The sequence below is a fragment of the Mesorhizobium sp. WSM4845 genome (genome assembly GCF_055811455.1).
In genome coordinates this window covers 204,345-223,604 of sequence record NZ_JBVVQA010000002.1, presented here as the reverse complement: position 1 = coordinate 223,604, position 19,260 = coordinate 204,345, and the positions used below count along the sequence as shown (strand labels likewise).

The window sequence follows — 19,260 nt, the reverse complement described above, 5'->3', positions numbered from 1 at the left end:
TCCGCGCCTTTCCGGGGGGCGTTTTTTTTTTTACACACACCCGACACGGGCCCCCCCCCCCCCGGGCTCCCCCAAAAACAAAAAATCCCGGGGGCCCCCCCCCCCCCCCCACGCAAACCTGAAACCGCTAAAGCGCGTCGCGGCTGAATGGATTCATGCGACGCGCTTTAAGTTATTGTTTTTATGCATGTCGTTATCGCAAAACCGCTACGCACCCTCGGGTCAAGCCCGGGGCATGCTTTTGCGCGACTTGCATTAAGCTTACTTCTTCGTCGCGTTCATGACCGCGCCGATGATGGCCGTCAGAATGGCGCCACCACCGGCACCGCCGAGGATGTTCTGCACATTCAGCGCGCTGCCCAATCCGCCCGTTGCCGCTGCGGCCGCAGCCGGATCGATCGTGCCGCCGCCGAGCAGGCTGCCGAGGATGGCCGCACCGCCGACGCCGCCAAGGGCGCCGCCGAGGATTTTGGTAAGCTGCCCCATTGCCGCTGTCTTGAGCGCGGCGCCCACCGCCTGGCCACCAATGACACCCATAATCACCTGAACAATGATCTGAAGAAGCGTGTTCATGTCCATATTGCCAGTCCCTCCATAGCTGCCAGCCTCCCGGGCCGACAGCATCATGAGACGCCGAACTGGACGAAAGTCAAATGCCGAGGTGCTTAAATAAAAGGGGCAGTCCGAAAACCGCCCCTACTTGTTAAAAAAGTTGTGACTTTCGTTATTCTGCGGCAATCGCATGCTTGGGTTGAACGGCTGCAGAATAGTCGTTCATCAGAGTCTTGGCGATTTCGCCCACCTCGAATCGGTATGGACCGATCTCTGAAACGGGGGTCACCTCGGCCGCCGTTCCGGTGAGGAAGCACTGCTGGAAGCCTTCGAGTTCTTCCGGCATGATGGTGCGCTCGATCACCTCGAAGCCGCGATCCTTGGCAAGACCAATGACTGTACGGCGGGTGATGCCGTCGAGGAAGCAATCGGGGGTGGGTGTGTGGATCTTGCCGTCCTTGACGAAGAAGATGTTGGCGCCGGTTGCTTCCGCAACCTGGCCGCGCCAGTCGAGCATCATGGCGTCGGCATAGCCTTTGGCTTCGGCGGCATGCTTGGACATGGTGCAGATCATGTAGAGGCCGGCGGCCTTCGATTTCGACGGCGCGGTGCGCGGATCGGGGCGGCGCCATTCGGCCAGATCGAGGCGGATGCCCTTCAGCTTCTGTGCCGGATCGAAATAGCTGGGCCACTGCCAGATGGCGATGGCGCAGTTGATCCGGCTGTTTTGCGCCGAGACGCCCATCTGTTCGCTGCCGCGCCAGGCGATCGGCCGGACATAGGCATCCCGAAAACCCTGCTTCTTCAACAGCGTGCGGCAGGCGTCGTCGATCTCGGCAACCGAATAGGGAATCTTGAAGCCGAGCAGGCGTGCCGATTCGTGCAGGCGCTCGCTGTGATCGGTCAGCTTGAAAATCTCGCCGCCATAGGCGCGTTCGCCCTCGAACACCGCGCTGGCGTAGTGCAGGCCATGGGTCAGCACGTGGATCTTGGCGTCGGCCCATTGGACGAACTCGCCGTTCATCCAGATAAAGCCGTCCATTTGGTCAAAGGGAACGGATGCCATGGTAACCTCCCGCGGGCGGCCGCCCGCACATCGTTGCGCGTTTCTTGTCAGCCGCACCGGGCGGCCGCTATCTCGAAGCGTAGGCGGATATATAAGGTCTGGCAAACACAGGAAGTTCCGGAAAAACGGCTTTCCCTTGCCTTTTCGTTCGCAATCCGCCGAAAAGCTTGTCAAAAATTACCATTGCCGGGAAATTACGTCAATAGTACTGACATAATTTCCCTTTCCCACGGAGAAATGATGACGGATCGCAGCCACCCAGCCGGAAAACCGATCAGGACGGCGATCACCGACGAGGACGGCATCGACTTTGCCATCATCGAACTGTTCTTCTTCGCCTATCGCGATTTTACCTCCGATCCGGACCAGATCCTGTCCGACTATGGTTTCGGCCGCGCCCATCACCGGGTTCTGCATTTCGTCAATCGCAGGCCGGGCCTGACGGTCGCCGAACTCCTCGACGTGCTGAAGATCACCAAGCAGAGCCTGGCGCGCGTGCTCAAGCAACTGATCGACACCGACCACATCGTCCAGTTGCAGGGTCCGCGCGACCGCCGCCAGCGCGAGCTCTATCCGACAGCCAAGGGCCGCGCCCTGGCGCTGGCGCTGGCACGGCCACAGTCACGCCGCATCCATGCTGCATTGGAAGATTCCGGAGCCACCGAACGCGCCTTGATCGAGCGCTTCCTGGAAGCGATGGTCAATCCGGAACTAAGGGCGCAGATCGACATTGTGCCCGCAAAAACGTCAGGGAAAAGCCATGGAGACCATTGAAAAGGTTGATCAACCGGCAGCACCGGACGACGATGCGCCGCATTTGCTGGTGATTGATGACGATACCCGTATCCGCAATCTTCTCAAACAATATCTGACCGAAAACGGCTTTCGTGTCACCGTTGCCGGAAATTCCGGCGAAGCGCGGCGCAAGCTCGCCGGCCTCGATTTCGATCTGCTGGTGCTCGATATCATGATGCCGGGCGAAACCGGCGTCGATCTCGCCAAGGCATTGCGGGCAACCAAGAACGTGCCGATCCTGATGCTTACCGCGCTGTCCGAGACCGACAGCCGGATCACCGGGCTCGAGGCCGGCGCCGACGACTATCTGCCGAAGCCTTTCGATCCCCGCGAATTGATCCTGCGCATCAACAACATCCTGCGCCGCGGCGGTCCGGCAACGACGCCCAAGGTCGAGCAGCTGGTCTTCGGGCCTTACACGTTCCAGATCGCCCGGCGCGAGCTCAAGCGCGGCGGCGAGGCTCTGAAGCTGACCGACCGCGAGCAGGAGATCCTGGCGATCTTCGCGGCCCGTGCCGGCGAAACGATACCGCGTCATGAACTTGTCGGCGACGAATCCGAAGTCGGCGAGCGCACCATCGACGTCCAGATCAACAGGCTGCGCCGCAAGATCGAGCGCGATCCGTCCAATCCGGTCTGGCTGCAGACCGTGCGCGGTATTGGGTATCGGCTCAGCGTGGAATAGACTGCCGCCCGCAGCCCCTTGTCGAGCGGCTGCGGATGCGCAAAAAGGGCGAATGGCGACCACGCAACTGGAACGGCCGGGAGATCGCGGCTTGAGCGCTCGCGCCAGGCGGGCACTGAAGGCCGTGCCGCTTGCCTGGAAACGGTTCTGGCGCCTCGTTTCGCTTTACATGCCGAAGCGGCTCTATGCCCGCTCGCTGATCATCGTCATCGCGCCGATGATCCTGCTGCAATCGGTCCTCGCCTTTGTCTTTATGGAACGCCACTGGCAGACCGTGACGCAGCGCCTGTCGCAGGCCACGGTTCGCGACATTGCCGCGATCGTCGACCTGGTGGAAACCTATCCGCACGACGCCGACTACGCCAACATCATCCGCATCGCGCAGGATCGCATGCAGCTGAAGATCGACTTGCTGCCGCCCGATCCTCTGCCGGCGCCCGGTCCAAAGCCGTTCTTCTCGATCCTCGACGAAATTCTCTCGTCCGAGATCACCCATCAGATCAACCGTCCGTTCTGGATCGATACGGTCGGCAATTCCAATATCATCGAGGTCCGCGTCCAGCTCGAAGGCAAGGTGCTGCGCGCCTTCGTGCGCCGCAGCCAGGCCTATGCCTCGAACACGCACATTTTCCTGATCTGGATGGTCGGCACCTCGCTGGTGCTGCTGATGATCGCCATCCCGTTCCTGCGCAACCAGATCCGGCCGATCCTGACGCTGGCCGAGGCCGCCGAAAGTTTCGGCAAGGGCCGGCCGATGCCGCTCGATTTCCGTCCGCGCGGTGCCGAGGAGGTTCGCCGCGCCGGCTTTGCCTTCATCCAGATGCGCGAACGCATCGAACGCCAGCTCGAACAGCGCACCGCCATGCTGAGCGGCGTCAGTCACGATTTGAGGACCATCCTCACGCGCTTCAAGCTGCAGCTTGCGCTGACCGGGACCAAGGCCGACACCGAGGCGCTCGGCCAGGACATCGACGACATGCAGTCGATGCTGGAAGGCTATCTCGCCTTTGCCCGCGGCGAGGCAACGGAAGACGCCGGCCGTTTCAACCTTGAAGCCTATTTCGACAAGCTCGGCGAGGAGGCGACGCTGCGCAAGCGCAAACTGTCGACCTCGCTCGCCGGCGATCCAAATGTGCATGTGCGGCCGCACGCCTTTGCCCGGCTGTTGTCCAATGTCGTCGGCAACGCCTTCCGTTATGCCAAGACGGTTGAGATCAACGCAAACCACGGCCGCGGCTCGCTGCTCGTCACCATCGACGACGACGGTCCGGGCATTCCGCCTGAAAAGCGCGAGCACGTGTTCAAGCCTTTCGTGCGGCTTGACGAAGCCCGCAACCTCGATGCCAGCGGCACCGGCCTTGGCCTTGCCATCGCACGCGACATTGCCCGCAGCCATGGCGGCGACATCATGCTCGACAAGAGCCCGCTCGGCGGCTTGCGCGCCGTCATCAAGGTTCCGGCCTGATTAGAGCGAGGTGCGCCCAATTGGACGTACTGCCTTCATCGGCCCGTCATGAAACCATGCTGAAGAGCGCGCATGAAGCGCGTGATCCCGATTGATTCGGCCTTGCGGCCCCGCATCAAGGAAACCGACGACCTTTCAAGCAAAGGCCTGCTATGCGCATCCTGATGGTCACCGACGCCTGGCGCCCGCAAGTCAACGGCGTTGTCCATACGCTGGAACGGCTTTCAGAAACCCTGAAATCCTTCGACGTCGAGACGGACTTCCTGACCCCGAATATCTTTCGCACCTTGCCGCTGCCGACCTACCCGGACATCCGGCTGGCGCTGACCACGCCGGGCCGCGTCGCGCGCCTGATCGAAGCGCGCAATGCCGATCATATCCATATCGTCACCGAAGGCCCGCTCGGCATCATGGCGCGGCGCTATTGCCGCAAGGCAGGCCGGCCGTTCACGACTAGTTATCACACGCGCTTTCCGGAATATCTGAGCGCACGGCTGCCTATACCGGAAGCCTGGGCCTATCGCTGGCTTCGCGATTTCCACAATTCCGGACAAGGCACGCTGGTCGCCACCCAGTCGCTGGCGGACGATCTGGCGGCGCGCGGCTTCACCAAGCTCAGGCCATGGACGCGCGGCGTCGATACCGACCATTTCCGGCCGGACAAGAAAAAGGATCTGGGGCTCGAGCGACCGATCTTCCTCTGCGTTGGCCGCGTCGCGATCGAAAAGAACCTGGCTGCCTTCCTCGACCTGGATTTGCCCGGCAGCAAGGTGATCGTCGGCGAGGGGCCGGAGTTGGCCAGGCTCAAGGCCAGATACAACGATGCCCATTTTCTTGGCCACCGCCCGAACGACGAACTGGCCGAAATCTACGCCTCGGCCGATGTCTTCGTCTTTCCCAGCCGCACCGACACGTTCGGCAATGTCATCATCGAGGCGCTGGCCAGCGGCACGCCGGTCGCAGCCTATCCGGTGACCGGGCCGATCGACATTGTCGGCGACGGCGTCGGCGGAGCGGTGTCGAACGATTTGCGTGAGGCCGCGCTCGCCGCGCTCGACGTCGACCGCGAAGAGGCGCGCCAACGGGCCATGCGCTACAGCTGGAAGGCCTGCGCGGAGATGTTCCTGGAAACGGTTGGAGAGGCGCTGGGCAGCCAGCGAAAACTGACACCACCTTTCGTCATCCACGGGCGAAGCGGCGGCAACGCCGGCGCGCAGACCCGAGGATCCATTTCGTGACCTGCGAGCGGCCCCTTCGGTGAAGAACTTGTTGGGTTGAGGCGGCGGCGGCTCCACAGGTCCATCCGGAACGCTTTGCCGAAACCAGGGAAGCGGAGGCGCTGATCGATCTCAATTACTTGCGCGAGCCAGGGTGCAGCTCTTGGCGTCCGACTGGATCGTGACTGCGCTAGCTGGGGCAGCGGCCCGGTAACGGACCCCTCCCGTCGGAAAGCAGAGAACGCCGTCGATCAGTTGAAGGTGTGCAGCCGGAGTTTCAGGCTGCCATCTGCCTGCTTTTCGAAGACGTGGGTTGCCACCCCGGCCCACGGCTGATCCGCACCATTGGCGTCTTTACCCTTGGCCGACCATTTCGCCGTGCCAAACAGCAGGTTGCCGTCACCTCCTGCTTCGATCAGTTCGAGCTTGTGGCCTGTCACTCCCATGCCGAAGAGGCCGCCAAAGAATTTCTCGACCCCGTCCGGTGCCTTGATGACGTCATGGGTGGCGGGCAAGAAAATCGCGTCGTCGGTGTAGAACGCCGCAACCGCCTTTGCGTCTGCTTTGTTGAACGCAGCGTCCCAGGCCACGTAAGCGGCTTTCACCTGATCGTCGACGGGGTCAGCGTTGGCGGGCGACCACGAAAAGAGGCAAAGGGAAAGCACAGCGAAAATCGCAGTCAGCAGTCGAACCATCGTATCCTCCCGAGAATTGGCGGCACAGCCCGACAGATGCCGCGTCAAAACAATACGCCTGGGCCGTTGGGCTGTCGACTAATCCGTTTTGGGTGGCCGCCCACAACGAAAACTCAATCGATGTAGTCGCCGAGAACGGCAATCACGTGCAGGTCAAGCCTGTGGGCACCCTTGGTTCATTCGCGGGCATTCGGCGTGGTCGCGATACTGCGGCCGAGGTTTCTGGTGATCACGACTTTTGGGGAAACCACGCGCTTCTTGAGATCAAACCCCTGGAGCGGCCAAGGAAAGTCTGCGCGTCGGCTTCGCTCCCGCTCCGCCCGTGGATGACGAAGCTAGAACAGTCGGCCGCCGTCAGGCACCCTGCGTTCGATCGCACCGAGGACGACCGCACCCTCCTCGTCGGGAAAGCCAAGCGTCAGCACTTCCGACATGAAGGGGCCGATCTGCCGCGGCGGAAAATTGACCACCGCGAACACCTGCCGGCCGAGCAGCGTCTCGGGCGCATAGTATTTGGTGATCTGCGCCGACGATTTCTTCACCCCGATGTCAGCGCCGAAATCGATCTTCAGCTTGATCGACGGCTTGCGCGCCTCCGGAAACGGCTCGGCCTCGACGATCGTGCCGGCGCGAATGTCGACACGGTCGAAATCGGCGAAGCTGATCTCGGGCTTGCGCTGGCTGCTCGAACTCATGGCGGTTCAGGACCTGGCTCAGGCGTTTCCGTAGGTCTCGAACAGAACGCCGGCCAGCGCATCCTTGGCCGAGGTTCCCGACCAGACGACGAACTGGAACGCCTGGAAGTAGCATTCGCAGGCTTCCAGCGCCGACGACAACAGCACCTCGACCTGCTGGCTCGAGGGCTCGACCCCGCCGGCGAGCAGCAGCGACTGGCGGAACATGATTGCGCCCTCCTGCTCCCAGAGGTCGAAATGGCCGAACAGCATCTGCTCGTTGATCAGCGAAAGCAGCCGCATCACTTCGAGCGCGCGCGCCTCCGGCACCTTGATGTCGAAAGCGCAGGCCAGATGCAGCGCCTCGAAATCCTCCATCCAGGAAAATGAGACGTGGTAGTCGGTCCAGCTTCCGGCAACCGAAATCGAAATCTCGTCGTCGCCGGCCCGTTCGAAGGACCAGTCGTTGTTGTGCGCCACCTGCTCGATAACATCCACCGGATGGATTTCGCGCGAGAATTCGAGTTCGAGAAGTTCCATGAATGCTTCCTGTCGTTCCTTCGCCTCGGCCGGCGGGGCACCCACAACGAACAATTTTGTCTAGAACTCGGACGGCCGGGACTTCGTCAACGCACAAAGACCCCAGACCGGACCCCACCGCCCGGCGCATGACCCTGCTCCGAATCATGCAACAAATTCAGTCTATTGATCGGGAGTCGCGTGACCAGCCCAATTTTTCGCACTGCGTCATTCGCATGTGGAAAGCCGCTGTCACAAAGATTCACGCAATGCCGGTAAGCGATTCACGACAAAGCGCTTTTTGCGATTGTGCTTTGTGGAAAAGTTTAACGTTATTTTTTTGGTCTGGGCTTTGCCGCAGCCGCAGGCGCGGCCTGCCCGGTCAGATCGGCGAGCTTTGCCTCAAGCGTCTCGATGCGCGCAGCGAGACGGGTGTTTTCTTCCCTGGCTTTTACCGCCATGTCGCGGGCGGCCTCGAATTCTTCGCGCTGCACCAGGTCCATCGAGTTGAGAACACGCTCGGCCTGCCCCTTGAAGGCTGTTTCCACTTCGCGGCGCACGCCTTGCGCGGCACCCGCAGCGTCGGTCATCAGCTTGGCGAACTCATCGAGAATGCGGTTCGGTCCGGTCGACATGGCAAATCCTCGCTTGCTCGATTTGACGTAGTGGCGCGCGACGCGGAATGCAAGGACGTTGAGGCTGCTGCGTCATCAAGTCGATGCAATTTGACCTAGTCTCGCAAGCCATAGCTGGTACCATCCAAGGAAGAGCATTCTGACGGGGACTGCAATGGCTTTCAGTGCGAATTTGGACCAGCGTCTTGCCGCACGCGACGCCGCGCTCGCCAAGGGCCTCGGCGATGCCGACGCAGGGCGGGTGAAGCCTGCGGAAGAGGTGCTTGACCGCCTGGAGGCCAAATATAGGGCATTGGCCGGGACCAAGCTGTGAGGCGGCAGTACCGGCACGATCAGCCTGCTTCCCGAAGCCGTATTTGCCGCGCCAGCGTCGCCTTGACCGGGCCAAAACCCTGCCGCATGGTCCGCGCCCGAACGTGATCGCAACCGGGAGATCCTGTTGAGCGAATATCTTATGCTGCCGTTGGCCGCCCTGCCCTTCCCCAACATCGACCCGGTCATCGTCCAGATCGGACCGCTGGCGGTGCATTGGTATGGCGTCGGCTATATCGTCGGCATTCTCTTCGCCTGGTGGTATGCCAAGCGGCTCGTCACCAATGCAAGGCTCTGGCCCGACGGCACCGTGCCCATGAAGCCCGAGGATCTCGACGACTTCATCGTCTGGGCGGCTATCGGCGTGGTGCTTGGCGGGCGTGTCGGCTACGTGCTGTTTTACGACCTGCCGCGCTACATCGCTCAACCCTTTGATATCCTTGCTGTCTGGCAGGGCGGCATGTCGTTCCATGGCGGGCTGCTCGGCGTCATTCTCGCCATGACGCTGTTTTCCTGGTCGCGCGGCATCCGCACCTGGTCGCTGTTCGACGTGGTGGCGGCCGGCGTGCCGGTCGGCCTTGGCCTCGTCCGCATGGCGAATTTCATCAACTCCGAACTCTGGGGCAGGCCGACCGACGTGCCATGGGCGGTCGAATTCCCCAATGGCGGGCCATTTGCGCGCCATCCGAGCCAGCTCTACGAGGCGCTGCTCGAAGGCCTGGTGCTGTTCCTGGTCCTGCGCTTCTTCACCCATTCCAGGCTCAAGCTGAAGACGCCGCGCTTCGTCGGCGGCGCCTTCATCGCCGGTTACGGTCTCTCGCGCATCTTTGTCGAATTCTTCCGCGAGCCCGACCAGCAGCTCGGCTACCTCCTCGGCACCAACTGGCTGACGATGGGCATGGTGCTGTCGCTGCCGATGCTGCTGGCCGGCATCTGGGCGATGGTGACTGCTACCGCATCGGCCCAAAAATCGGAATCGATTTTGGGGAAGCACGATGCGTAGAATCAAAGTGCCAGGGCGTACTTTCCAAATGGACGCACGTCGCCCTAGGGCGGTAACACAGCCACAGCCGGTATGACCCGGCTGAAAACCCGCATTGTCGAGCTGATCGGTGCGGCGGGGCCGATCCCCGTCAACCACTACATGGCGCTTTGCCTATTCGATCCGCTGGACGGCTACTATACGACGCGCGAGCCGTTCGGGGCTGCCGGCGACTTCGTCACCGCACCGGAGATCAGCCAGATGTTCGGCGAGCTGATCGCCGTCTGGCTCTACGAAGCCTGGCTGGCGACCGGCCGGCCGATGCCGGCCACCATCGCCGAGATCGGCCCCGGCCGCGGCACGCTGATGAAGGACATGCTGCGCACGCTTGCGCGGCTCGATCCGGCGCTGACCGCCGGTGCATCGTTCGCCATGATCGAGACCAGCCCGCGGCTGGCCGATGTCCAGAAACAAACGCTTGCCGCCACGCCGGCCGCGATCGGCTGGCACGAAAGCATCGACACGTTGCCGCAAACCCCGCTTTTCATCGTTGGCAACGAATTGTTCGACGCGGTGCCGATCCGCCAGTTCGTCCGCGCCGGAACAGGCTGGCGCGAACGGATGATCGGCCTCGACGGCGCCGACGAATTGCACGTCTTCGCCGGCGCCGGCTCGGTCGATCCAACGCTGTTGCCGGACGATGCCGAAAACGCGCCACAGGGCGCGATCGTCGAGGTCGCGCCGGCCCGAGCCGCGCTGATGGCGACCATCGCCGAGCGATTGGCCGGGCTCGGCGGCGCCGGCCTGTTCCTCGACTATGGCTACCTCCAGCCGGGGATCGGCGACACCTTGCAGGCCTTGCGCAAGCACGATCACGAAGATGTGCTGGCCAATCCGGGCGAAGCCGACCTCACCGCCCATGTCGATTTCGCCGCCCTTGCCGCGATAGTGCGGGCGCATGGCCTCGATGCCCATCTCTCCACGCAAGGCGAATTCCTGGTGGAAATGGGGCTTCTCGAACGCGCCGGTCAGCTCGGCGCCAATGCCAATGAGGCGGCGCGCGAAAAGATTGCGGGCGAGGTGGAACGCCTCGCCGGCCCGCAAGCCATGGGCGACCTGTTCAAGGTGCTTGCTGTCCTGCCTGACGGCATCGCCGTTCCGCCCTTTGCAACGGCGGATTGACTTTTCACTGCCGCCTCTCCCACTCTCCCGCCTTCCGACTGTCGCCGTCTTTCGACTGTCGCTTGACGAAATCGCTCTCACGGACAACAACGCAGCCATGCTGAATCAGTCCAAACCGGATCCCGTTCGGTCGCCCTTGCTGGAGAAAGCGCGGGCGCAAGGCATTCGCCACGGCTATTTCACCCGCGTCGGCGGCGTCTCCAGCGGCATCTATCAGGGCCTCAACATCGGCACCGGCTCGAGCGACGACCAGACGCAGGTCGCCGAGAACCGCCGCCGCGTCGCCGACTGGATGGGCGTGCCATCAAGCCATCTGTTGACCGCCCACCAAATCCATTCGCCCGACGTCGTCATCGCCAGGGAGCCCTTTCCCGGCGAGCGGCCGAAGGCCGACGCCGTCGTCACCGACCGGCCGGGGATTGCGGTGGGCGCCTCGACGGCCGATTGTGGACCGGTGCTGTTCGCCGATGCCGAGTCGCGAATCGTCGGCGCAGCCCATGCCGGCTGGAAGGGCGCCTTGTCAGGCGTGCTGGAAAACACCATTGCGGCAATGGAAAGCCTCGGCGCCCGGCGCGAGCGCATCGTTGCGGTTCTCGGCCCGTCCATCGGCCCGGAAAACTATGAAGTCGGCCCGGAATTCATCGCTCGTTTCGTCGAGGCCGATGCCGACAATATCAGCTATTTCGCGCCATCGGCGAAGCCGGGACATGCAATGTTCGACCTCAACCGCTATACGGTCGATCGGCTGACCCGGGCCGGCGTCACCGCCGATGGGCTCGGCCGCTGCACCTACGCCGAGGAGGATCTGTTCTATTCCTACCGGCGCAGCACCCATCGCAAGGAGCCGGATTACGGGCGGCAGATTTCGGCAATCGTTTTGGAGACAGAATAATGGCGCTGCATTTCGAACGGTCGGAATTTGACGCGCGGCGCGATCGGCTGATGATCGAGATCGCCGAGAAGAAGCTCGATGCCGTCCTTTTGTTTGCGCAGGAGAGCATGTACTGGCTGACCGGCTACGATACGTTCGGCTTCTGCTTCTTCCAGTGCCTGGTGGTGAAGGCGGACGGCTCGATGATCCTGCTCACGCGCTCGGCCGATCTGCGCCAGGCGCGCCACACCTCGATCATCGACAACATCGTGCTGTGGACCGACCGCGACGGCGCCAATCCGGCGATCGACCTGCGCAATTTGCTCAACGACCTCGACCTGCTCGGCGCCCGCATCGGCGTCGAATACGACACCCACGGCCTGACCGCCTACAATGGCCGGCGCCTGGACGAGCAATTGCAGACCTTTGGCCAGATCGCCGACGCGTCCGGCATCATCAGCCGGCTGCGCCTGTTCAAGAGCCCGGCCGAGATCGCCAAGGTGGAAAAGGCCGCAAATCTCGCCGACGACGCTCTGGACGCGGCCCTGCCGCTGATCAAGCAGGGTGGCGACGAAGCCTTGATCCTCGCCGCCATGCAGGGCGCGATCTTTGCCGGCGGCGGCGACTATCCGGCCAACGAGTTCATCATCGGCTCTGGCGTGGACGCACTGCTTTGCCGATACAAGGCTGGCCGTCGCAAGCTGAGCAAGAACGACCAGTTGACGCTCGAATGGGCCGGCGTCTTCCACCATTACCATGCGGCGATGATGCGCACCGTGCTGACCGGCAAGGTGTCGAAACGTCACCAGGAGCTGTTCGATGCTGCGCGCGCCGCACTTCTGGCGGTCGAAAAGGCGATGACGCCCGGAAATACCTTCGGCGACGTGTTCGACGCGCATGCCCGCACGCTCGAAACCCACAATTTGACCAAGCACCGGCTCAACGCCTGCGGCTATTCGCTCGGCGCCCGCTTCACCCCATCATGGATGGACATGCCGATGTTCTATCAGGGCAATCCCGAACCGATCGCGCCGAACATGACGCTGTTCGCCCATATGATCATCATGGACTCCGAAACCGAGACGGCAATGACGCTTGGCCGCACCTATCTGACGACTGAATCGCAGCCGAAGCCGCTGTCCCGCCATGATCTCGACTTGATTGTGCAATGAATCCATAATGGTAAGAATGCAAGAGGCGTTCATCGCCAGGGAGTTTTGAGGCAAATGAGGCGATCGCATGCGACGACCGTGTCATTGCTCGCGGCGCTGGCGCTGGCCGCCTGCACCAACGCGAAGGACGTTCTCGAACCCTCGGCCATCGCCCCGCAGTCGACACAGACCGTGCCAACGGCCGGAAGCGGCACGGCTGCAACACCCACCGCACCTGCGACGACCGCGCAGCCTCCCGCAGCAACACAGCCTTCCGCCCCTGCGCAGCCTGCAACCACGACCGCGCCGCCCGCAAAGAGCGCCGCCGTCATCGCACGAACCCGCCTGCAGGTAGCGCCGATCGTCGGCGCCTCGGTGGAAGCCGCGACACCGCTGACCGCGGCGCTTCAGACGCGAGCCAAGCAGCGCGGCATCACCTTGGCAGGCAGCGCCGGCCAGACCCCGACGCACGTGCTGAAAGGCTATTTCTCGACGATGTCGGAAGGCAAGGATACCACCGTCATCTATGTCTGGGACGTCTATGACCCGGCAGGCAACCGGCTGCATCGCATCAACGGCCAGCAGAAGGCGGCCTCGGTCAATGGTGGCGAAGGGTGGGCTGCGGTCGCGCCGGAAACCATGCAGGCGATCGCCGACCAGACGATCGACCAGTTCGCCACATGGCTTGGCGGCCAAGCGGGCTGACCGGCGGGCTGACATGTTGCCGGCTTCCCTCGCCGTCGACGTTTATTGAGATTAGCCGGCGGATTCCCGATCACGACGCTTGCAATACCGGCACGGGCCGCTAAAAGCCCCGACTAAGGGGCTCAAGAGAGTCTGCCAGAGTCTCCATCCTTCACCAGGAACGGTGCATGAAGCTTTTCGCGGGCAATTCCAACAGGGTGCTGGCCGAAGCGGTCGCCCGCTATCTCAACATCCCGCTGGGCAAAGCCAGCGTCAGGCGCTTCGCCGATCAGGAAATCTTCGTTGAGATCCAGGAGAATGTGCGTGGCGAGGATGTCTTCATCCTGCAGTCCACCTCGTTCCCGACCAACGATCACCTGATGGAACTGCTCATCATGATCGATGCCTTCATGCGCTCGTCGGCCAAGCGCATCACGGCGGTCATTCCCTATTTCGGCTATGCAAGGCAAGACCGCCGCGCCTCGGGCCGCACGCCGATCTCGGCCAAGCTGGTCGCCAACATGATCACGCGGGCCGGGGTCGATCGCGTCTTGACGCTGGATCTCCACGCCGGCCAGATCCAGGGCTTTTTCGACATCCCGACCGACAATCTGTTTTCGGTGCCGGTCATGGCCCGCGATGTGAAGGCGAAATACAAGCGGCTTGCCAATGTCATGGTCGTGTCGCCGGATGTCGGCGGCGTGGTCCGCGCCCGCGCTCTCGCCAAGCGCATCGACGCCCAGCTTGCCATCGTCGACAAGCGTCGCGAGCGCCCTGGCGAATCGGAAGTCATGAACGTCATCGGCGACGTGCGCGGCAAGGATTGCCTGCTGATCGACGACATCATCGATTCGGGCGGTACCTTGTGCAATGCGGCCGATGCGCTGCTTGCCGCCGGCGCCACCAGCGTCACCGCCTACACCACCCATGGCGTTCTGTCCGGCGGCGCCATCGCACGCATCGGCGCCTCGAAGCTGCAGGAACTGGTCATCACCGATTCCATCCAGCCGACCCAGGCGGTGCTCGACGCCAGCAACATCCGCGTCGTCTCCATCGCCGACCTGATGGGCGAGGCGATCTCGCGCACGGCGACCGAAGAGTCGGTGTCGAGCCTGTTCGACTGAAATCTGCCCGCGATACAACGCCGCGCGTCCAGAGACGCGCCAAGGACGCTGTAGCACCTTGATTTTGCGCATGATCCTCTCCGAAAAGGTTCGGGGTCATGCGCTAGCGTTCGACACCCTGATGTTGTCCCTTGAGCCGCGCATATAGCCGCGTGGCGACGCCCCCAGCATGCGCTTGAACATGGTGATGAAGGCCGGCACGCTGTCATAGCCGAGATCGAGCGCCACCCTTGTGATCGGCTCGCCGTCCGCCAGCCTCGGCAAGGCCGCGAACAGGCAGGCCTGCTGGCGCCATGTCGACAACGACAATCCGGTCTGGCGATGAAAGGCGCGGGTGAAGGAACGCCGGCTCATGCCGACGATATCGGCCCATTCGTCGATCGTCGCGTGCGGCGAGGGCGCTGCGACGAAGCGCCGGCACAGTGCCGCAAGCCTCGGATCCGAAGGAAAAGGCAGGCCAAGCGGCCGTTCCGGCAGGTTCGGGATTTCATGCAGCAGGAGGCTCATGATTAGCCCGCCGCGCCCCTCCAACTCGGCGCCCTGCGGCAGCTTTTCCGATTCCACGATCAGGCTGTGCATCAGATCGGTGATGCCGACGACGCGCAAGCCATCCGGCAGCCCGGCGATGGCGTCCGGCATCACATAGACCGAGCGCATGCTGACGTCGCCAAGCATCTCGACGGAATGCTCGGTGCCGGCAGGTATCCACATCGCATGATCGGGCGGCACCATCCAGCGCCCATGCCGCGTCGTCACCAGCACGACGCCGATAAGCGCATGCAGCAATTGACTGCGGCTGTGACGGTGCTGCGGAACGTGGTAGCCGTCGGGAAATTCGGTCGGCAGGGCCACCGCCGGCCCGACAGCCTGCTCCAGCCATTGCCAGCGGCGCAACAGCCCGAGATCGGTGAACTGGCCGAGATCGGTGTCGCCCGCTTTGAAGATTTCTTTGCCATGCGGCATTGGCTATTGGCCCACTCGCGAAACTATTGGACCAAACCACGAAAGAAGTCGCCCGGCAAGTAACTTATAAGGCAGCGGGCCCATAAGGGCCGCCTGCGGGAGCGTCCGCCGAAAAGACCATGGAGCCTGCGTTGACCGATACGACAGCCACCTCCGCCGCCACGCCGGCGACGGCCAGCCACACTTCTTCGCAAGCGACGGCCTTCACCGTCATCCTTGCGGTGAGCTTCTGCCATTGTGTCAACGACATCATGCAGTCGCTGCTGTCGGCCATCTATCCGCTGCTGAAGGACAATTACCATCTCGATTTCTGGCAGATCGGTCTTTTGACCTTCACCTTCCAAGTGACGGCGTCATTGCTGCAGCCGCTGATCGGCATGGTCACCGACAAGCGGCCGATGCCCTATTCGCTGCCCTATGGCATGGCGTCCTCGCTGATCGGCCTGGTCGTGCTGGCCTATGCCGGACACTATTGGCTGCTGCTGATCGGCGCGTCGCTGATCGGCATCGGCTCGGCGATCTTCCACCCGGAATCCTCGCGCATCGCCCGCTTCGCCTCGGGCGGCAGGTTCGGCCTGGCGCAATCGCTGTTCCAGGTCGGCGGCAATCTCGGCCAGGCCATCGGGCCGCTGCTCGCCGCCTTCATCGTCGTGCCGTTCGGCCAGACCAGCATAGCCTGGTTCGCCGCCGGATCGCTGATCGGCATCATCGTGCTGTGGCGGGTCGGCGGCTGGTACAGCCGGCTGCGCGCCTCGCTCGCCAACCGCAAGGCGGCAGGCTTCGTCTCGCCCTTCCCGCGCCGCAAGGTGATGAGCGCGCTGGCGGTGCTGACCTTGCTGGTGCTGACAAAAAACGCCTATGTTGCCAGCCTCGCCAGTTACTACACCTTCTACGCCATCGATAAATTCGGCGTTTCGGTGCAGATGTCGCAGGTCATGCTGTTCCTGTTCCTCGGCGCCTCGGCGCTGGGCATCCTGCTCGGCGGCCCGTTCGGCGACCGCTACGGACAAAAGCCGATGATCTGGTTCTCGATCGTCGGCGTGCTCCCCTTTACGCTGGCCCTGCCCTACGCCAATTTCGAATGGACCATGATCCTGACCGTGCTGATCGGCCTGATCCTGTCCTCGGCCTTCTCGAACATCGTCGTCTTCGCCCAGGAACTGGTGCCCGGCCGCGTCGGCATGATCGCCGGCATCTTCTTCGGCTTCGCCTTCGGCATGGGCGGCATCGCCGCCGCCGTGCTCGGCGTCGTCGCCGATATGAAAGGCATCGACTTCGTCTTTCAGGTCTGCTCGTATTTGCCGCTGCTTGGGCTGCTGACGGTTTTTTTGCCAAACATGAAGGAGGCGAGGAAGCTCGAGGAAGAGCCCACGATCGAGTGAGGTTGAGTTGGATTTCGGCCTTAAGCCACGCTTCCAACTCACCCAACGCATGAGAACAGGCACAGATCGATTTTTGCCATCACGTGCCGCAAAGCTTTTTAAATGCACTGATCGCGGCAACCACTCTTGAATGGACATCCCTGTCTGAAGGAACCGACAGAGCGTGAATGGCCCGCCGAATCTGCAGATCACCAATCAGCAGGTTCAAGAACCAATCGGCCGCCATCCGCGCAGATGGCGCGGCCAGCGCACTGCTCTCCAAGCCGCGCTGGATCAATTTCTCGATCAGCGGAAATACCGAATCGCGCCCGGCTGCGGCAATCGTCGCACCCAATTCGCCACTTTCGTCAGATGCAGCCGCGCGGTTCAGGGAAATTGCCCGCTCGCCAAGCAACATCGAAAGCAGGACCGGAGCAACATCTTCCAGGGTTGCCAGGGGATCGGCCTCGTCCCTGATTGCCTCATCCAGTGCCGCCTTCGTCGCCCTTGCATTGTTTTCGATCATCGTCTTGAACAGCCCCTTCTTGTCGCTATACCAGCGGTAGAGGGTTTCGTTTGACGCCTTGCCTCTTTGGCTATGCCAAGCATGGAAGTCCCGCCGTAGCCTTTCTCCTTGAGAAGCTTGTAGGCTGCCCGCTCGATCTGTGCCCGACGCGCAGCCTTGGTGGCCGGCTTCGGTCTGGCGAGATTGTGACCGGGAGTGCCCAGCGATACTCGGGCGTGCCCCGGCGACGCCGGCTTCGGCTTCTGTCAGCCGCTTTCGTAGTTCATCCCGTCGACATCAAGGTCTGAGGCCAGCCACTCGGGAAAGCCACCTTCGAACCGACGTGATGCCCAGCCTCGCGCCCTCAGGATTGCCAGCGCGTCGGCAGAGAGAACGCACTGGACACCACGGCAATAGGCGACGATGACCTTCTCTCGTGGAAGCTCCGCAAGTCGTTCTTCCAGCTCACCCACGGGGATGTTGATCGCACCCGGCAAATGCCCGGCCGCGTATTCCTCTTGCGGCCGGACGTCGAGCAGCACGATTTCGTCGTCCCGTATGCGGCGCACCAGTTCCTCGCGTGAGATGTTCTCCAGCCTGTCCGGCCGGCTCATTGTGTCATCGATAAGCTCGCGGATTTGCTCGCGCCTGTGGTTCGCAAGGCTGCGCAGGGCCCCAAGCACGTTTTCGATCGGACCATCGGCCAGACGATAAAGCACGCGTTTCCCGTCTCGCCGGGTCTGCACCAAGCCGGCCCGCTTGAGCTGTTGAAGATGCTGCGACGTGTTGGCCAAGGCGATCCCGGAAAGTTGCGTCAGCTGCTCCACGGCCAGTTCGCCGTCGGCAATGTGGCGCAGAAGAACCAGCCGGTGTGCATGCCCCAGCGTGCGGGCGAGATCGGCTATCTCGTCAAAGATCGGATGATGGACATCTGCGTTTTTCATATCGCATGGTACAATCAATCAAACGATCAATCAATACATTGAATATCTTATTTCAACCGGCTAGTGTCGAACGCCCAAGACAGGAGCATGGACCAGACAGGAGCATGGAAATGAACGAGCAGTTGGAGTTCGTTGTCCGCGCAGCCGCGATCGGAACGGGGGCGACGGCGGTGATGGATCTTTGGGGATTGTTTCTGAAACGAGCGTTCGCGATTCCGCCGCTTGATTATGCCTGGGTCGGCCGCTGGATCGGCCACTTTCCGCGAGGACGTTTCGCACATGCGAATATCGCGCAGGCGCCCCGAATTCGCGGCGAATCGCCGATTGGATGGGTCGCGCATTACGCGATCGGCATCGTCTTTGCTGCCTTGCTGATGGCAGTATGGGGCCTCGACTGGGCACGACACCCGATATTGCTTCCCGCCCTTGTTGTCGGCATGTCCACTGCCGTCGCCCCGTTCTTCGTAATGCAGCCAGCCTTCGGAGCCGGAATTGCAGCCTCGAAGACGCCCCAACCGAACACTGCGCGTCTGCGCGGCCTCATCACTCACCTGTCCTTCGGGGTCGGGCTGTACGGCGCTGCGTTGCTTTCCGCACACCTGTTCCCGATCTGACACTGGTCGATCGCGGTCGGCTTTCAGGACACAACCCCAAATTTTGAAAATGGAGAGCAAGCACGAAATTCAAAAGCTTGACACTGCCGATCCGCCTTTGGCCACCCGCCTTTGGCTTGCACCCCGCCCCACCTTCCGCTATAGAGCCGCCACCCGCGTAGACACCCTTGGAGGCAACGCGGCGGAAGGCTGTCCGGCCTCACGTGATCCCAAAAAGATTTTGGACCAGATCATGTAGGGCCATGACGGCTTTCGACGTTTACG

The 19,260-nt window shown here is 62.3% G+C and carries 22 protein-coding genes and 1 pseudogene; 14 read left to right on the top strand and 9 right to left on the bottom strand.

Features of this window, described 5'->3' with window-relative positions; genetic code table 11:
- Positions 1-261: 261 nt before the first annotated feature.
- Positions 262-579 carry a hypothetical protein gene (locus AC0L2C_RS03345; RefSeq protein ID WP_027151066.1) on the bottom strand — a complete coding sequence of 106 codons (318 nt, stop codon included), beginning with the start codon at positions 577-579 and terminating at the stop codon, positions 262-264.
- Between the two features lie 145 nt (positions 580-724).
- Positions 725-1,618, bottom strand: coding sequence for a branched-chain amino acid aminotransferase (locus AC0L2C_RS03340; protein ID WP_023799875.1), 894 nt, complete (start codon positions 1,616-1,618; stop codon positions 725-727).
- A gap of 240 nt (positions 1,619-1,858) precedes the next feature.
- On the opposite strand from AC0L2C_RS03340, the gene AC0L2C_RS03335 reads away from it, so the two are divergent.
- From AC0L2C_RS03335 to AC0L2C_RS03320, 4 genes are all read left to right on the top strand, one after another.
- Complete coding sequence (locus AC0L2C_RS03335) at positions 1,859-2,392, top strand: MarR family winged helix-turn-helix transcriptional regulator (RefSeq protein ID WP_031255243.1); 534 nt, start codon at positions 1,859-1,861, stop codon at positions 2,390-2,392.
- Entirely contained in the window at positions 2,379-3,098 is a 720-nt protein-coding gene (locus tag AC0L2C_RS03330) for a response regulator (protein WP_023799877.1), read from the top strand. Before AC0L2C_RS03335 ends, AC0L2C_RS03330 begins: the two co-directional genes overlap by 14 nt.
- Positions 3,099-3,150: 52 nt before the next feature.
- Complete coding sequence (locus AC0L2C_RS03325) at positions 3,151-4,563, top strand: ATP-binding protein (protein WP_091598380.1); 1,413 nt, start codon at positions 3,151-3,153, stop codon at positions 4,561-4,563.
- Positions 4,564-4,715: 152 nt separating this feature from the next.
- Positions 4,716-5,801: a glycosyltransferase family 4 protein gene (locus AC0L2C_RS03320; protein ID WP_473522684.1), complete on the top strand. Its 1,086-nt coding sequence runs from the start codon at positions 4,716-4,718 to the stop codon at positions 5,799-5,801.
- A gap of 230 nt (positions 5,802-6,031) precedes the next feature.
- Here AC0L2C_RS03320 and AC0L2C_RS03315 read toward each other — a convergent pair whose 3' ends face one another.
- The 4 genes from AC0L2C_RS03315 to AC0L2C_RS03300 all read right to left on the bottom strand — a co-directional run bounded on the left by AC0L2C_RS03315 (position 6,032) and on the right by AC0L2C_RS03300 (position 8,303).
- Positions 6,032-6,475 (bottom strand): YybH family protein, encoded by a 444-nt coding sequence (locus AC0L2C_RS03315; RefSeq protein WP_023799881.1) that lies wholly within the window; start codon positions 6,473-6,475, stop codon positions 6,032-6,034.
- 335 nt (positions 6,476-6,810) lie between these two features.
- Positions 6,811-7,170, bottom strand: coding sequence for a tRNA-binding protein (locus AC0L2C_RS03310; protein WP_023799882.1), 360 nt, complete (start codon positions 7,168-7,170; stop codon positions 6,811-6,813).
- An 18-nt stretch (positions 7,171-7,188) separates the two neighbouring features.
- Positions 7,189-7,689: a type III secretion system chaperone family protein gene (locus tag AC0L2C_RS03305; protein WP_006202532.1), complete on the bottom strand. Its 501-nt coding sequence runs from the start codon at positions 7,687-7,689 to the stop codon at positions 7,189-7,191.
- A gap of 311 nt (positions 7,690-8,000) precedes the next feature.
- Positions 8,001-8,303 carry an accessory factor UbiK family protein gene (locus AC0L2C_RS03300; RefSeq protein ID WP_027151060.1) on the bottom strand — a complete coding sequence of 101 codons (303 nt, stop codon included), beginning with the start codon at positions 8,301-8,303 and terminating at the stop codon, positions 8,001-8,003.
- A gap of 175 nt (positions 8,304-8,478) precedes the next feature.
- Between AC0L2C_RS03300 and AC0L2C_RS03295 the strand changes: the two are divergent.
- The 7 genes and pseudogenes from AC0L2C_RS03295 to AC0L2C_RS03265 all read left to right on the top strand — a co-directional run.
- A pseudogene (locus tag AC0L2C_RS03295) lies at positions 8,479-8,616 on the top strand (type II toxin-antitoxin system ParD family antitoxin); the annotation flags it as partial.
- Positions 8,617-8,742: 126 nt separating this feature from the next.
- Positions 8,743-9,618 (top strand): prolipoprotein diacylglyceryl transferase, encoded by an 876-nt coding sequence (gene lgt / locus AC0L2C_RS03290; RefSeq protein ID WP_473522683.1) that lies wholly within the window; start codon positions 8,743-8,745, stop codon positions 9,616-9,618.
- A gap of 72 nt (positions 9,619-9,690) precedes the next feature.
- Positions 9,691-10,779, top strand: coding sequence for a class I SAM-dependent methyltransferase (locus AC0L2C_RS03285; protein ID WP_473522682.1), 1,089 nt, complete (start codon positions 9,691-9,693; stop codon positions 10,777-10,779).
- 97 nt (positions 10,780-10,876) lie between these two features.
- Entirely contained in the window at positions 10,877-11,671 is a 795-nt protein-coding gene (pgeF, locus tag AC0L2C_RS03280) for a peptidoglycan editing factor PgeF (protein ID WP_473522681.1), read from the top strand.
- Positions 11,671-12,822, top strand: a complete 1,152-nt coding sequence (locus AC0L2C_RS03275) for a M24 family metallopeptidase (RefSeq protein ID WP_023799888.1) — start codon at positions 11,671-11,673, stop codon at positions 12,820-12,822. The genes pgeF and AC0L2C_RS03275 overlap by 1 nt, the downstream gene beginning before the upstream one ends.
- Before the next feature lie 54 nt (positions 12,823-12,876).
- Complete coding sequence (locus tag AC0L2C_RS03270; protein ID WP_023799889.1) at positions 12,877-13,506, top strand: hypothetical protein; 630 nt, start codon at positions 12,877-12,879, stop codon at positions 13,504-13,506.
- Positions 13,507-13,673: 167 nt separating this feature from the next.
- Entirely contained in the window at positions 13,674-14,609 is a 936-nt protein-coding gene (locus AC0L2C_RS03265; protein ID WP_023799890.1) for a ribose-phosphate pyrophosphokinase, read from the top strand.
- A gap of 96 nt (positions 14,610-14,705) precedes the next feature.
- Here the strand turns inward: AC0L2C_RS03265 and AC0L2C_RS03260 are convergent, their stop codons facing one another.
- Positions 14,706-15,572, bottom strand: coding sequence for an AraC family transcriptional regulator (locus tag AC0L2C_RS03260; RefSeq protein ID WP_473522680.1), 867 nt, complete (start codon positions 15,570-15,572; stop codon positions 14,706-14,708).
- A 119-nt stretch (positions 15,573-15,691) separates the two neighbouring features.
- Between AC0L2C_RS03260 and AC0L2C_RS03255 the strand changes: the two genes are divergently transcribed.
- On the top strand, positions 15,692-16,954 hold the full coding sequence (locus AC0L2C_RS03255) for an MFS transporter (RefSeq protein WP_473522679.1): 1,263 nt from the start codon (positions 15,692-15,694) through the stop codon (positions 16,952-16,954).
- A gap of 79 nt (positions 16,955-17,033) precedes the next feature.
- Here AC0L2C_RS03255 and AC0L2C_RS03250 read toward each other — a convergent pair whose 3' ends face one another.
- Together AC0L2C_RS03250 and AC0L2C_RS03245 are read right to left on the bottom strand one after the other, a co-directional pair.
- On the bottom strand, positions 17,034-17,459 hold the full coding sequence (locus AC0L2C_RS03250) for a TetR/AcrR family transcriptional regulator C-terminal domain-containing protein (protein ID WP_473522678.1): 426 nt from the start codon (positions 17,457-17,459) through the stop codon (positions 17,034-17,036).
- Positions 17,460-17,704: 245 nt separating this feature from the next.
- A complete protein-coding gene (locus tag AC0L2C_RS03245) occupies positions 17,705-18,295 on the bottom strand; it encodes an ArsR/SmtB family transcription factor (RefSeq protein WP_473522787.1) in 591 nt (196 codons plus the stop codon).
- On the opposite strand from AC0L2C_RS03245, the gene AC0L2C_RS03240 reads away from it, so the two are divergent.
- Together AC0L2C_RS03240 and AC0L2C_RS03235 are read left to right on the top strand one after the other, a co-directional pair.
- Entirely contained in the window at positions 18,248-18,424 is a 177-nt protein-coding gene (locus AC0L2C_RS03240; RefSeq protein ID WP_287171660.1) for a hypothetical protein, read from the top strand. The two genes, AC0L2C_RS03245 and AC0L2C_RS03240, sit on opposite strands and share 48 nt — an antisense overlap.
- 68 nt (positions 18,425-18,492) lie before the next feature.
- Entirely contained in the window at positions 18,493-18,996 is a 504-nt protein-coding gene (locus tag AC0L2C_RS03235) for a DUF2938 domain-containing protein (protein WP_473522677.1), read from the top strand.
- Positions 18,997-19,260 lie beyond the last annotated feature (264 nt).

Excerpts from the sequence above, each read along its gene's own strand:
- AC0L2C_RS03345 (WP_027151066.1), bottom strand. The coding sequence starts at position 579 with ATGGACATGAACACGCTTCTTCAGATCATTGTTCAGGTGATTATGGGT.
- AC0L2C_RS03340 (WP_023799875.1), bottom strand. The coding sequence starts at position 1,618 with ATGGCATCCGTTCCCTTTGACCAAATGGACGGCTTTATCTGGATGAAC.
- AC0L2C_RS03335 (WP_031255243.1), top strand. The coding sequence starts at position 1,859 with ATGACGGATCGCAGCCACCCAGCCGGAAAACCGATCAGGACGGCGATC.
- AC0L2C_RS03330 (WP_023799877.1), top strand. The coding sequence starts at position 2,379 with ATGGAGACCATTGAAAAGGTTGATCAACCGGCAGCACCGGACGACGAT.
- AC0L2C_RS03325 (WP_091598380.1), top strand. The coding sequence starts at position 3,151 with ATGGCGACCACGCAACTGGAACGGCCGGGAGATCGCGGCTTGAGCGCT.
- AC0L2C_RS03320 (WP_473522684.1), top strand. The coding sequence starts at position 4,716 with ATGCGCATCCTGATGGTCACCGACGCCTGGCGCCCGCAAGTCAACGGC.
- AC0L2C_RS03315 (WP_023799881.1), bottom strand. The coding sequence starts at position 6,475 with ATGGTTCGACTGCTGACTGCGATTTTCGCTGTGCTTTCCCTTTGCCTC.
- AC0L2C_RS03310 (WP_023799882.1), bottom strand. The coding sequence starts at position 7,170 with ATGAGTTCGAGCAGCCAGCGCAAGCCCGAGATCAGCTTCGCCGATTTC.
- AC0L2C_RS03305 (WP_006202532.1), bottom strand. The coding sequence starts at position 7,689 with ATGGAACTTCTCGAACTCGAATTCTCGCGCGAAATCCATCCGGTGGAT.
- AC0L2C_RS03300 (WP_027151060.1), bottom strand. The coding sequence starts at position 8,303 with ATGTCGACCGGACCGAACCGCATTCTCGATGAGTTCGCCAAGCTGATG.
- AC0L2C_RS03285 (WP_473522682.1), top strand. The coding sequence starts at position 9,691 with ATGACCCGGCTGAAAACCCGCATTGTCGAGCTGATCGGTGCGGCGGGG.
- pgeF (WP_473522681.1), top strand. The coding sequence starts at position 10,877 with ATGCTGAATCAGTCCAAACCGGATCCCGTTCGGTCGCCCTTGCTGGAG.
- AC0L2C_RS03275 (WP_023799888.1), top strand. The coding sequence starts at position 11,671 with ATGGCGCTGCATTTCGAACGGTCGGAATTTGACGCGCGGCGCGATCGG.
- AC0L2C_RS03270 (WP_023799889.1), top strand. The coding sequence starts at position 12,877 with ATGAGGCGATCGCATGCGACGACCGTGTCATTGCTCGCGGCGCTGGCG.
- AC0L2C_RS03265 (WP_023799890.1), top strand. The coding sequence starts at position 13,674 with ATGAAGCTTTTCGCGGGCAATTCCAACAGGGTGCTGGCCGAAGCGGTC.
- AC0L2C_RS03260 (WP_473522680.1), bottom strand. The coding sequence starts at position 15,572 with ATGCCGCATGGCAAAGAAATCTTCAAAGCGGGCGACACCGATCTCGGC.
- AC0L2C_RS03255 (WP_473522679.1), top strand. The coding sequence starts at position 15,692 with ATGGAGCCTGCGTTGACCGATACGACAGCCACCTCCGCCGCCACGCCG.
- AC0L2C_RS03250 (WP_473522678.1), bottom strand. The coding sequence starts at position 17,459 with ATGATCGAAAACAATGCAAGGGCGACGAAGGCGGCACTGGATGAGGCA.
- AC0L2C_RS03235 (WP_473522677.1), top strand. The coding sequence starts at position 18,493 with ATGAACGAGCAGTTGGAGTTCGTTGTCCGCGCAGCCGCGATCGGAACG.